The sequence below is a fragment of the Paenibacillus sp. Leaf72 genome (assembly GCF_001422685.1).
Lineage (GTDB): Bacteria > Bacillota > Bacilli > Paenibacillales > Paenibacillaceae > Pristimantibacillus.
This window is the reverse complement of sequence record NZ_LMLV01000001.1, coordinates 2,054,202-2,067,511: the sequence shown is the minus strand read 5'-3', so window position 1 is coordinate 2,067,511 and position 13,310 is coordinate 2,054,202. Positions and strand designations below refer to the sequence as shown.

General features: G+C 45.5%; 13 protein-coding genes. All 13 read left to right on the top strand.

What is annotated here, in order from left to right; translation table 11 throughout:
• The first annotated feature begins 6 nt into the window (after nt 1-6).
• The 13 genes from ASF12_RS08840 to ASF12_RS08785 all read left to right on the top strand — a co-directional run bounded on the left by ASF12_RS08840 (nt 7) and on the right by ASF12_RS08785 (nt 13,291).
• A complete protein-coding gene (locus ASF12_RS08840; RefSeq protein WP_056032357.1) occupies nt 7-330 on the top strand; it encodes a hypothetical protein in 324 nt (107 codons plus the stop codon).
• Between the two features lie 13 nt (nt 331-343).
• Nucleotides 344-2,389, top strand: coding sequence for a portal protein (locus ASF12_RS08835; protein ID WP_056032354.1), 2,046 nt, complete (start codon nt 344-346; stop codon nt 2,387-2,389).
• A 36-nt stretch (nt 2,390-2,425) separates the two neighbouring features.
• Entirely contained in the window at nt 2,426-2,653 is a 228-nt protein-coding gene (locus ASF12_RS08830) for a spike base protein, RCAP_Rcc01079 family (RefSeq protein WP_056032349.1), read from the top strand.
• Nucleotides 2,653-3,243: a hypothetical protein gene (locus ASF12_RS08825; RefSeq protein ID WP_056032346.1), complete on the top strand. Its 591-nt coding sequence runs from the start codon at nt 2,653-2,655 to the stop codon at nt 3,241-3,243. Before ASF12_RS08830 ends, ASF12_RS08825 begins: the two co-directional genes overlap by 1 nt.
• Nucleotide 3,244: 1 nt before the next feature.
• Nucleotides 3,245-3,367: a hypothetical protein gene (locus ASF12_RS36145; RefSeq protein ID WP_268795410.1), complete on the top strand. Its 123-nt coding sequence runs from the start codon at nt 3,245-3,247 to the stop codon at nt 3,365-3,367.
• Nucleotides 3,368-3,571: 204 nt separating this feature from the next.
• Nucleotides 3,572-4,255: a hypothetical protein gene (locus tag ASF12_RS08820; protein ID WP_056032343.1), complete on the top strand. Its 684-nt coding sequence runs from the start codon at nt 3,572-3,574 to the stop codon at nt 4,253-4,255.
• A 15-nt stretch (nt 4,256-4,270) separates the two neighbouring features.
• Nucleotides 4,271-5,455 carry a phage major capsid protein gene (locus ASF12_RS08815; RefSeq protein WP_056032338.1) on the top strand — a complete coding sequence of 395 codons (1,185 nt, stop codon included), beginning with the start codon at nt 4,271-4,273 and terminating at the stop codon, nt 5,453-5,455.
• A 53-nt stretch (nt 5,456-5,508) separates the two neighbouring features.
• Nucleotides 5,509-5,895 carry a hypothetical protein gene (locus ASF12_RS08810; RefSeq protein ID WP_056032335.1) on the top strand — a complete coding sequence of 129 codons (387 nt, stop codon included), beginning with the start codon at nt 5,509-5,511 and terminating at the stop codon, nt 5,893-5,895.
• Nucleotides 5,892-6,461, top strand: coding sequence for a phage adaptor protein (locus ASF12_RS08805; protein WP_056032332.1), 570 nt, complete (start codon nt 5,892-5,894; stop codon nt 6,459-6,461). Before ASF12_RS08810 ends, ASF12_RS08805 begins: the two co-directional genes overlap by 4 nt.
• A complete protein-coding gene (locus ASF12_RS08800) occupies nt 6,455-7,870 on the top strand; it encodes a hypothetical protein (protein WP_056032329.1) in 1,416 nt (471 codons plus the stop codon). Before ASF12_RS08805 ends, ASF12_RS08800 begins: the two co-directional genes overlap by 7 nt.
• 4 nt (nt 7,871-7,874) lie before the next feature.
• Complete coding sequence (locus ASF12_RS08795) at nt 7,875-8,771, top strand: hypothetical protein (protein WP_056032325.1); 897 nt, start codon at nt 7,875-7,877, stop codon at nt 8,769-8,771.
• Nucleotides 8,771-11,581, top strand: coding sequence for a hypothetical protein (locus tag ASF12_RS08790; RefSeq protein WP_056032322.1), 2,811 nt, complete (start codon nt 8,771-8,773; stop codon nt 11,579-11,581). The genes ASF12_RS08795 and ASF12_RS08790 overlap by 1 nt, the downstream gene beginning before the upstream one ends.
• Nucleotides 11,582-11,683: 102 nt before the next feature.
• Nucleotides 11,684-13,291 carry a hypothetical protein gene (locus ASF12_RS08785; RefSeq protein WP_056032319.1) on the top strand — a complete coding sequence of 536 codons (1,608 nt, stop codon included), beginning with the start codon at nt 11,684-11,686 and terminating at the stop codon, nt 13,289-13,291.
• The last annotated feature ends 19 nt before the right edge of the window (nt 13,292-13,310 follow it).

The window sequence follows — 13,310 nt, the reverse complement described above, 5'->3', positions numbered from 1 at the left end:
TAGAGCATGAATTTATTTAAATATACATGTGGATTTGATGAGCGTTACGGGGCGGCCGCAGATGCTAGAGATGCTTATGAGCGCCGGGCAGAGGTGGATCCTACCTATGGCTTCGTCGAAGTGAAAATCGAAGAGGTTATTGTTCCTCATCACACAATTACTATTAATCCTAATAATAATGATAAATCTGGAATTGAAGTAGAGGAAATGCAGACGATGGAGCGCTCAGAGTTGATCGAGTGGCTTAAGACGAACCAGGTACATTATGTACCACAATGGGGGGACCAGCGTTTGCGAGAAGCGGTGTTAGCTGCTCAGATGCAAAAATAGGAGGGCGTGAGCCGTGTCTAAACAAAATGCCATTACTAATGCGAACGCAGTAGGACAAGAGCCCAAACGGCTCACTCCTGATCGTGTTGATCTATTATTTAAAAGCGCCGAAAACTGGACGGATATTCGTCAACAGCTTGTCAATATAAATTATTATCTTGGCAATCAATGGATAGGCTGGAATAGTGGAGAGCGTCGTGTTCAGGCTATGTCACAGCCGTCTGGCGAGACAAGAGTGACTCGTAATAAAATCAGGCCAAGAATTATGGCATTGCTTGCTAAGCATATAAAAAACAAGCTCAAATTCGATGTGATTCCTGGAAGCAAGGATCAGACAGATATTGATGCTGCCAAGGCAGCAGACAAATATATGCATGTCCTCTGGCAGGAGCTTGATTTAAGCAGGAAAACGAAAGAAATGTTCCTCTATATGCTGATTCAGAAGCGCTGCTGGGTCAAAACCTGGTTCGATAGTGAAGTGGGAATGGATCTCACACCAAACGAAGGCGAGCCAGGTTACGAGGAGTGGGTAAAGGGTGGAAGCAAGTCCGTGAATGAAGGAGCTATTCGTGCTCGAGTGTGTGACCCTTTAACTATTTTTGCAGATCCTGCAGCGACCACTGAAGAAGAGATACGCTGGATCATTGAGCGAAAGGCTCGCGATGTAGATGAAATCTACGAAGAGTACGGTGTACAGGTCAGCCCTGATGCCAATATAGATTATCTCAACCGCTATGACATAGCTAAAACGTCATTGGACGGGGGAGGCGCTTATAGCAATAGGGGATTGCAAAATCAGGCTATCGTTTATGAGCTTTGGTATAAGCCCTGCAAACGATACCCTGCAGGAGCAAAAATCACGGTTTGCAATGGCCAGGAGCTTGATTATAGTGAAAACTCCGGAGAATTGCCATACCAGCTATTTGGCTATATTCCAATACCGGGGTCTATTCAATACGATGCCATTGTAACGGATATGCTGGCTCCGCAGCGTGAAATTAATGTTCTACGATCAATGGTCGCCACTCATGCAAGGAGGCTGGGTAACTCGATGTGGCTGAACCCAATAGGCAGTGGAGTAGATGAAGAAGACTTAACCAATGAAATTGCAGGTATTATTTCGTATAACCCAATTAACAATGCTAAGCCCGAACGGATATACGCTCCAGACATTCCGTCATTCTACAGCCAGGAACTGCTCCAAAATGCTATTGATTTAGATGATATGAGCGGAGCTCGCGAAGTATCACAAGGGCGATTGCCTGCTGGACTTGATACGCTTGGCGGCTTAGAGCTTATGGTAGAGCAGGAGAATGAAAAGCTAGCCGTAGCTTCCCAGAATTATGAGCAAGGAATGAAAAAGGTTATGCAGCGTATTTTGAGGCTGCTTAAGGACCATTACACAGAGGAGCGCCAGTCAAGGCTGCTGGGTGAGGATAATGAAATTGAACTGATTAGTTTTAGTGGCTCTGACTTAACGGGTTTTGAGGACATCAACATTGTTCAAGGTTCCAGCCTGCCAGAAATGAAGGCGGCGCAGCAGGAACGGGTGATGACTATGTGGGGAGCAGGGGCAATTATCAAGAAGGACGGGACACCTGATCCGGCCAAATTATTGCGTCTGATGGGTATGGGAGATTCTACAGCATTATTCGAGCAAGAAGCACTCGACAGTAATAACGCTAAGCTTGAAAATAAAGCTTTTGAAGACTTGCAGGATAATGTTGAGTTTATGCGGATGCTTAACATGTACAACGAGCAGACACAGATTATTCAGCAGCAGCTTCAACAAGCGGGTATACCGCATGAGCAGTGGGCGCCATATATGCCTCCGAAGCCACCGGATATACCAAGCTTATGGGATAGCGACGACGACGAGGTACACATTTACGTCCATAATACGTTTAGAAAATCAGGCCGTTATCGTGAAATGCCGCCAGAGCTGCGTTCACTTGTCGATCAGCACTATGAGGAGCACGTAAGCCGGCTGAATGCACCTTTATTGGAAAAGCAAGCTTTGGCTGAAGCTCAACAGCAGCAGAATGGACAGAGAGTATAGTGGAAAATAATATCAAAAGTGAAAGGGGATATCCCTATGCATGATGGACCAGCGGTAGGCATTAAGGTTATTGCACCTAGCGACAGCAATCTTTTTGAGGCTACCCGTGCTATTTATGTAGGAACTGGAGGCGATCTAAATGTGCAGATGTTCGACGGTACTACAGCGATTATTCCCGCCTTGCCCACCGGCATGTATCCTATTTCTGTAGTAAAGGTACTAGCAACATCTACGACAGCAGCAGGAATAAGAGGATTTTACTAATGGGGGTCTGGCTGGGGCTGGGACTTAATATTAGCCTTAACGGATCAAATAGCTTAGCGGGCGGCAGATCCAGCAAGCTTATTGCCACAGATAGCTTTGACCGTGATGATAATAGCTCTGTTTTAGGTTTTACAGATACGGGACAGCCGTGGACAAGCCACACAGGCACATGGGGGATTCAATCTCAACGTGCGTATACGCCTACAGGTACGGAAAATTACGCTACAGTAGATGCAGGCTTTACGGATTATAAGGCGGAAATTTCTCTCGCGGTACGGGTCAATCGTTCGGGCCTGGTTTTCAGATTTACTGATTCCGCTAACTGGTATAGGTTTGTGCTGAGCTCGAACACTGTATTTATGCAGCGACGATTAGCTGGATCAACCACGTCACTCTCTTCATTTTCCGTTACGCCTACGGATGGAGATACTTTGAAAATTATAGTTAACGGAAACCAGTTTCAAGGCTATTACAATAACGAGCTCAAGGTGACTGTGACAGACACCACTTTTCAGACGCCAACACGTGTTGGTTTGGAGTCTGCGGGTTCGGTTTGTCGTCTTGATAATTTTAAAGTGGAGGCCTTATAAAATGATTATTACGGTAAGTAAGATTGGTACCGGCACTGACGATGACCCATACCGTCCTGACTATAATGGCGATTGGCAGTTAGTTGAGGAACGTGAAACTGAATTTGTAATCGAAACCCTGTAACGGGCTACAAGTGACAGTCTTGTAGCCCGTTCACTATATCTGCGGGCGTTAATAGGTTATGGCCGCCGCATAACTCGAGTAATGACTATGTCAAAACTGTTTTTCAATTTAAAGCTTCATTTATTTGAGGAACAAAGACAGAAAAATCGGGCGTTAAATTAGCTCCTGACGCCGGGGAGTATGAAGAAGGAGGAGGTAGGTTAAGTGAATATTCAAAAGGTTACTGAAGGTCAGGGCAAGGAGGATATTGCTTTTGCTAAAAGACTCGCAGCCGCTCAAGAGAAATGGCGGCTGGAAAAGGAGGATGAAATTGAGCAAATTCGCAAGGAATACAAGGATCATGACATGTATCGACAGGCTGCCGAGTATCTCCAGCGGGCCAGCGGTATAAACGATATTATGACCCTTAAGGAGCAAATTGAGCTGATTGAACTGCAGGATCGCGCAGAAGAGGAAAATGTTTCTCCACAAGTGAAGCGCCGTATCGAGGAGCTTGAGGCAAAGGCTGCACGAGCGGATGAAATGGAGGCGGAACAGAGTCAAAAGCAAGCGGTTCAGGACTTCGAAAACATGCTGAAGGAATTTTGTATCGATAAGAAAATCGATGGCAATTCCCTTCACCATGAGGAGCTTTGGAAGTATATGCATGAGAATGAAATTGCAAAGCCTGAGTTTGCTTTCAAAGCTATGAAAGCAGATGCTCTAGAGTCTAAGCTTTCCTCAGCTAAAGAGGATGCCATTAAAGATTATCTTAACTCCAAACGTGGAGTAAAAACAGACAGCGCACCAGGTGCAGCCGCTCTATCCAACACCAAAATAGGTGGAGGATTCAAAGGGGCAGAAGCTCGAGCGATTGAGCGAATCAAAGCATCTCGGAATGCAGAATAAGAGGAGGAATTATATATGCCAGCTACATTGTCCACTATTGAAGAAGCTCTAAAAATTGATTATTTGCCTGAGGTGCAGGAGCAGGTCAATAACGGTTCCAACTACTTTATTAAAAAATTGAAGGATAAGGCCGAGAAAATTGATGGTGATGGCAAAAACTTTTATATCGCCCATCACTTTGGCCGTAATAGCGGTGTAGGGGCCGGTACAGAAATGGGTGATCTGCCAAGCGCGGGTCAACAAGGCTACAAAGGCTCTTCTGGTAACGTTGCCTATGTTCATGGCCGACTTCAAGTATCCAACGCTACCATTCAAGCCTCCAAACGTGACGAAACGTCATATATTCGTGCATTGACAAGCGAGGTCAAAGGTTTAACAACAGACCTTCAAAACTACATGCGTCGTGTTTCCCTAGGTGACGGAAGTGGTAAATTGGCGGCATTTCCAGCTCAGTCGGCATCAACGACACTTAACGTAGATGATGTCCGTTTGTTTTTTGTCGGCCAGGTTATCGATATTTATACATTGCCAAATACTGCAGCTGCAACGGGTCGTACGATCACCTCGGTTGATTACGATGCTAAAACAATTACAATCAGCGGAGCAGCAGTTGCAACGACGGCTGGTCAAATTGCGGTATCTACTGGCGCATTTAACTTGGAGCCAATGGGGCTGGCGGGTATCATCAGCAAGACTAAAGCACTGCAAACGCTTGATCCAGCCACATATACATGGTGGCAGTCCACTGTAATGGCGAACGGCGGTACAGGCAGAGCGGTATCCGATACGCTTATTCGTTCACTGCTCGATCGGCTGGATATTGTGAGTGGCAAAAAAGTGGAATGGCTTGCTTGCTCCCATGGTGTTCGTGCAGCTTATGAGGCGTCTCTTACTTCTATGAAGCGTTTTGTTAATCCGATGGAGCTGGAAGGCGGCTATAAAGCGATTGAGTTTGACGGTATGCCGCTGATCGTTGATCGCTATATGCCAGCTAAACGTATTTGGGCTGGAAACTGGGATGATCTGGGCCTGTACTATACATCGCAGCTTGCCTTTATGGATGAAGACGGCAGTATGTTTAGCAGAGTCCCTAACAAAGCTGCCTATGAGGCAACAGCATTTTGCTACGAGACGATGGTTTGCCATAATCGTCGTTCGTTTGGCGAATTGGGAGATCTTAACGAACCGACTGGCTATTAATTTAAGCATCAAAATGAAGGGGGCCCTCGGGCCCCTTTTTTATAGGAGGATCAATGAATAGACACTATAAAGACGGTTTTACCAGAGTGATGATTAATGATTTATATGACGTTGAGCCACAATTGCAAGCCTATGATGAGCATCTATATTTAATGTGGAATCCTCATACAGGAGAACATTTAATTATAGATGGCTGGACGGAGCTTGCGGTTATGAAGCTGCCACAGAGTGGTTTTCCCGAGCTGTCGAGCCGCGTTGTCACGCACATTCGTAAAATCCATACCGCTAACGGTTTTAGCGCTTCGGCTGTAATCGAGAAGGCTGACGAAATGAGGGAGCATCATATGGAACAGCGCAAGGAACAGCTGGCAAAGGATTTTGCCAAGGATATGTATAACGGCGATAAATATTCCGTATCGATTGGCGGTGCAAGTACATGAACGTAGGAGAGTTAATCGAACGTGTCCGGCTAGAGATATTCAATGACCTTACCGATGCTGAAATAGTCGGCAGGTTCAATGAACTCTCTCGACGGCTTTTTCGATCATTTCCTTTACCTAATAAGGAACATATTTTTGTAACAACTGCAGTTAATGGATATGTGCTGCCCGCAGATTGTCCGGAAGATCGTATTCAGATGATTACGGTTGGGGGAATGAGCTATACAAAAATATCGCCTAATTTGCAAGGGGCGCCAAATTTACATGCAAAAATGATTGGCGGCAAGCTTTATTTAGAGCCGAACCCTATTCAATCAGAGGTTGTTCTGTTGTATAGACAGCGTCCTCCTGCACTAAGTGCAGGTCACCTGACTGATACGCCAGGGCTTCCTGAAGATTACCATGGGCTTTACATTTATGATGCGGCCGCATGGATTGCCGGACTGCAGAAAGATGTGGATATGCTCAATAACTTCCGCGCTGAATTTTTATCCCTTTTGCAGGATGCACAGAGGGATATTAAGACTATGGGAATTAGGAGAGTAAAGGAGACGACATTGTGGTAGATCGCATGTGGCAAGGCATACGGGGCGTTTCCGATCCAATACCTGTGAGAGCGTTTAACGGGATATTCAAACCCGATGATGAGGGCTTTAACTTGCCAGATGACGTTTTCACTGAGCTTACTAATTTTAGCGCCAACAAATATCCAGCTATTACAACTCGTAAGGGATACACGGTAATTGGGGCATATGGTTCTGGCTCTGTGCTGGGTATGGGGGCTTGGAAAGGGAAGGAGCTGCATGCCGTATTTTCAGATGGAACTTGGCGCAAGTGGGATACAGTAGTATGGACTATTCTTGCATCAGGACTTAATACGGCTGCGGAATGGACCTTCTGCAACTTTAAAGGCAACTTGTCAGGAATTAATTTAATTGGGTCAAATGGCATTGATGCTATAAAAAGATATGACGGAGTAACTGTTCAAAACCTTGCAAATGCTCCAGCAGGAGGCAATTTTATTACGACTCACTCTAATCGACTATATTGTGCAATCGGCAATTCTATTCGGTTCTCAGCACTTAATGAAGCCGACGACTGGACAACCGTAGATGATGCGGGCGAGATTGCGGTTGATACGCCAGATGGCGAGACGATTAATGGGCTGAATGCAGGCAATGGACACTTGACCGTCTTTAAGCCCTCCAGTATGCATGAGCTATATGGCAAGGGCCCGCAAAGCTACAGCATGGATAAGGTAGCTTCTGATATTGGAGCCGTAAGCAATAAGGCAATTATTGCTTATGATGAGACACTTCCTTTCATATCGAGGGATGGGATCTATCGGTATAGCGGAGGGATTCGTCCTCGTAAGGATTACTCTATGCCTATACAGACCATCATAAACAATGCCAATAAAGCAAATATTCACAAAAGTGTTGCTGGAAACGATGGGGCAAGCCTGTACTTTGGTGTGCCTTTAGACACCTCCTCTCAAATCAACTGTATCCTGCAGCTTGATCCTATTCATCAGGCATGGTATACATGGGACGGCATTTCTGCAATGCAGATGCTTCGCGTTGGCGATTATATGTATGTTGGCGATGCAACAGGAAGAATATTGCGTTTAGGAGCAGATACAGATGCAGGAGGAGTTATTACAGCGACGGCGGTGACAAAGCCATTCACGGCAGACAGTCTGGCGCGGAAGCAGCACTGGTTTAGGCTTTGGGTTGTCGCTACTTTAGCAGCCGGAAGTACACTTCAAATACTTATTAGCGGACAACCAACAGGAAACAGTTGGATACCATTGCCTATCATATCAACCGACACAGGCATTAGATATAAGGAGATTTTAGTTCCTATTAACAGTATTGCTGCTGCTAATAGTGTAAGGCTTAAAATTGTAGCAACGGGAAGAGTGACGATCCACGAAATTACAAGGCAGCTCCGTCAGTTGCCTACAAGGAGGTGATGGTATGCCCACGCAAAGCATACATGTTGCGGCAGAGGTTGGTACGATAGAGGATTCCTTTGAGCAGCTCGCTAAGCTGCAAAAAACCGTGAAATATCTAGTAAACGGCAATTTAGATTTTGAAAATATCCGTGCAAGGGGAATTAAAGCCGACAATATTGAGGCTGGTTCTATAACAGCTAATGAGATTGCAGCAGGGACGATTACTTCAGACCAGATTGCAGCGGGAACCATCACCTCAGACAATATTGCTGCTGGCTCTATCACAGTAGATAAAATAAAAATAACGGAGCTTCTTGCGGCAGTAGAGGCGGAAATTGATTTTGTTGTATCTAATGTAACGATAACGAATGTATTAGCTGCGGATAAGGGGTATATCGCCGAGCTTACGGTGGATCAGCTGGAAACAAGTGACAAGGTGAAAAAGTATTTAAATGGCGATACTTCGGATGTTAATTATATTCGTATAAGAGGGCAGACGGCCGAGTGGGTAACTGCCAGCCGGTCGGGGAGTTCAATAGAACAGGCTAGAGACCGCTATGGCAACTTACTATATTGGACCAACTCAGCTAAAACTGCTGTTACCGCTCAGCCAACAAGCTGGGGGGTTATGCAGTACGTTTATAATGAGTTGGTGAAATCCGCGATTAGCTTTCAACTGAAGGATGGGCAATATTTGCCAGAGTTTCAGTTGGGATCAGGAAATGGCAACGGAAATAGAGGGAAGAGTTTCATTCGAAAGCTGACAGACGGTATTGCTATTCAATATTACCGTGAGTCAAATGGAGAATTGGTTGAGCTAAAGGTGGGAGAGAGTGGTGTAGGGTTTGGCATAGACGTGCGCACCGCTGATCCGACTAGTCCCGCTGTCGGTCAGATGTGGTTTAGGAGTGATTTGTAATGGCGGTTGATAAAAGCAGATTATTTACTTCTCAATCCATCGCTTTCTCCATCCCCAAGATTGGAAAATGGATAAAAGGCTACAGTCAATTTTTAACGAAGTATACAAGGGATGCTTTGCCTAATATTACGAACTCAGAGGGAGTTACCGTAGCGCATTTTCATAATGAAGTAGGGCGTGGCGGTTATTTTCCAGCCTATGCAGGAACCTCAGAAGGACAATTTTTAGCTTTGCGGGGTTATTTGGATATGTATGGAACGACTCATGAACGAGAGTGGCTGGATAAGGCTCTTCATCTTGCCTCTTCACTGGATTGGGTTTATTACAGCGGCATGTCTCTTCCTGAGCCCAATGTAACCAACCAATTATGGGTTCCTTACTGGCTTGTTAATGCTAAGCAGAGTCAAGCAACCTCTGAGGAATTCGTTTTGGATGATGTTATTCATTTTGCTGGCGGTGTAGGCTATACCTCTAAAGATGTAAACCGAGTATTTTCTGCCCGTTCATTAGACAGCCGATTGAGCTGGGATAGCCCAACAGCAGATATTATCGGCACGAAATATGATGTTTATTATTTTGAACCTGTATCGTCTGGAACATTAATTAGGCTTCGTTCAAACTTTACAGGCGATTTATATGTGGCACTATCAACACTTACCGGGCCGATTATCCATAAAAATGAAGTTTTCGACGCGTATCCGATTTGGCGTAAATATAAAGATGGTGAAAAAGGTGCAGCGGTTGATTCCCTCTTTTGGTCTTATGACTGTTATGAACTGTTATACCGTTTTACAGGAAACACAAAATGGTATAAGGCAAGAGAAGCAACTAAAAATATGATTTATATGTCACATCAAATTACTGTGAATAATGATTATTTGGCCTTGGATACGAGCAGTACCGATGCTCTCAACTCAGCAGGTACTTATATTTATGATATGCGAGCCAATAAAACAAGGTCTTATCGAAAGCCAAGTGGACATATTGTGCTAGAGGTAAAAGCGGACGGCAATTATAAATCTGTGGAAATTGGCAAAGGGAATATACAGGAAAAGTGGGATAATGCTAACAAGTATATAGATGTGCGCTTAGCTTCGGATATTCCCTTAACGGCTAAAGCCGTCATCATACCTAATATAGAGCATTATGACCAATATTGGGAGGCTCGATTGCAGCTTATTGGCGGGAATAACCTTCAAACCATATCGCTGCGGTATACAGATTTTTATAATGCTAGTCAGGTTAGATGGAGCGCGTATTATAGACCGGATAGCCAGAGTGGCTTTATTGTAAAAAGTTCGCATAGCACAGTGAGCTACACGGATGTTTCTACATCATTGGGAGCGACTGCGCGGCGATTTCAGTTTTTTCGGGGTGAAGAGAAAGGCACCATCGTAGACTACTCGGAGACGGATGAAGATGGAACACCGATTCCTAAAGAGATTGTATATACCTACACCGGCTGGGCGCAGTATTTTCTAACCTTTGCCGAAGGGATGCCTAGTACGATTTTACCGATGCAATATCGTGGAAATGGAATGGGCATGGTCGTAACAGATGCCAATGGCGTAGGTTGGGTGGCCAATCTGCCAGATCGATCATCTTTTGGCACGGTGGCTCTCTCCTGGAGTGACTTTGTGCTGGCAGATTACCAGGAGGTGGATATATCAGGTGTGACAAGGCCGGCGGGTGGGCGTGTGCGGAATTACGCACTGAATGGATTGAATATTCAGGCCTGGTGCGAGATTGTCTATATCGGAGTGCTGCAGAAGATGCCGCTTCAAACCAATATATCTACCTTCTGCATTAATGATAATGAACCAGCAGCCCATAAATTGACGATTGAATACGTAAGACCGTATCCTCTTCCGGTTCTGAACTATACGCCATGGGTGGCACCTTTCGGTTTTGGAACAGAAAACAATCAAATTATGAATTGGAGAGGAATGCCATATTCCGGTTACCAGGCTCCGTACATTTGGGAGAAGCTTAATGAGTCAACGGGGGTAAATGTCGTCTTGGACTTTTTATCAGATGCGGCAGATGCTTATTATGCGGCTACAGGAGTAAGAGGCGGTTTTGCTCCCGTTTATTTATGGGATAGATGGGACTCGAAGGATTACGGAGCTAAAAATACGTTCACATGGGACGGGCCAGATCCAAATACAACCTGGGCAGGCTTTCAATATCGGACAGCTGACACGGTAGCTAGGACATGGTATTTGGACCCCGATAATCAAGTGGCCGCAACCTTGACACTGGATTTTCTCCATATGATTAATAGGTACTGGACCAGCAGTCAGAATAAAATTTTAACCGATTTTCCTGCAAATGGAGCTCCTTATGGAAACTATGATGAGACACATATGGCGGGTTTATTACTGCGCACAGCGCTGTATGCCCATCTGGCAGGAGGAGATGATTCTGTCATTATTACCATTATTACCAGAAGCTTAAGGTATTTGGACAGGTTTTATGTTGACCCCAATACACCGACCAGCCAAGTAGGCGGGACATGGTCTGTCGATCCTAGTAATGATATTTGGTATACCTATTGGGGCGGGGAAATATTAAGCGCATTGTCTTTGCTTTTAAACCACACGCTAGAGTTTTTGAATGTGAAGGGAACCTCTCGTGTGCATAGACTGCCCATCTATCATCCAAGTATTCTGGAATCTGGAAGCTCCTCCATGCGAATAACAACTCCAACACGCGTTGGCGCATTTGAGCTGTTGGCAACAAGTGATGCGAAGGCTAGCCCAATTAGGGTCTACACCCGATCAGGAGTGAAGGCGATTAGAGATAGTTGATTTAGCAATAGTTCTTAGAGCAGTATTCATTGAAGCAAAGAGGAACCGTAAAGCCAGCCGTTAAATAAACGGCTTTTTTTATTATTTTTGGAGGTGAGAGTAGTGACAGTAAACACAAATCAAAATCAATATTTGACAAATATGGCAGCGGGCAAGACGGCTGCGGGTGGAACGGCTAATGCGGGCCAGCAAGCTTGGGCAAAGGCCCAATTAGCTAAAAGCAGTGTTCCTAGTTCAACCACGGCGGCTAATACAACAAATGCGACGTTGCAGACTAACACTCTAGAAAAGAAGAAAGCAGATCCAATATTGCCTGATTTAAGGGCTAAATCTGGTTCGTCAGCATCTCAAAATCCGGGGACAGGAATCTTTACTCCGGTTGTGCCCAAAGTAACTCCCGTACCAGCTCCGACGACCACTCAGCCAACCCCCTCTTTTTCAACGCCTCAATATAATGATTGGCAAGCCAAGAGTGCGGAGCAGTATGCGGCGCTTGAAAGTCTTACGGGGACACCCTTTAGCTACGATCCTGAGACTGATGCCGGCTATCAGGCACAGCGGCAGCTGGCACAAATTCGTGCAGGCGATGCAAGTAAAAGCGCTATGGAGACGGCTAACGAAAAGGGTATTTTAAATAGCAGTCTGACTTCGTCGCAGCTAGGTCAAATTCAACAGCGAGCTGAGCAGGAAGCGGCAGCATATATTCCTGAATATCGCCAACAGGCTTATGCGCAATATCAAGACCGTTTGGCTAATGCCGCCAATCTACTAAATACAGCACGAGCACTTCGTGGGGATCAGTTTAATGAATCCGTAACGGAGGCAGGCTTAACGGGAAACTATATGCCAGCCGGTTCACAGCAGCTTATCCAGCAGCTCATCGGTTTAAAACAACAAGCGGAGACAAAAGGAATTACGGCGACAGATCGTGCGCAGCTTAGTGGGCAGGCGGATGTTATCCGCTCGCAGCTTCAAGCGATGGGGGTGAATACGTCGACCCTTGGGGCAAATGTTTCAGCAGCAAATGTAACAGCTAATCCTTATGCAGGTACAAGAACGCTGGCTGGTCAAGAAATGGATTTGGCCAATAAACAAAGTAACTGGAATGCTTATATGGATATGGTCGGGCAAACGGGTAATTTAGGCTCTGGCCCAACGCAGACATGGGGCAGCCTTGCGAAAAATGCGAATGCTGGACAGCAGACATTGGCTGGCAAGCAATATGATCGCGGTGTTTTTGAGTCTGATCGCGCCTATAATTATACGGCCGGTCGAGATGCCGTTTCTGACAAGCAATGGCTAGATCAGTTTAATGAGCAGGTTCGGCAATTCGGCATGCAGAATGCTCTTCAATGGGCAGCACAAAATCTTAATGAACAACAGTATAAAGATAATAGTGCTCGCCAGTGGGCAGGCTTGGATTGGGAGATGTCCCAGACGAACCGCAGTGCATACAATGGCATGAATCTAGATCAAGCGTATGGCGCTATTAGCCGCTTATACGGTACTCCAGTTCTCGATTCGTCAGGGCAGCCTACAGGCAAAAATACGATGCCTACAAACGCTACAGATCGCGAGAAGATGTACACATCGGCTATCGATCTTGGGTTACCCGAAACACAAACAGATCAGCTTCTTCTATCTCTTGGTTTTAGTAAGGACGAGTTAAGTACGCTCAATAAGAAGCATGGAGTGACCGAGGGAAAGTAAGTGGCTCTGGTAATACCAG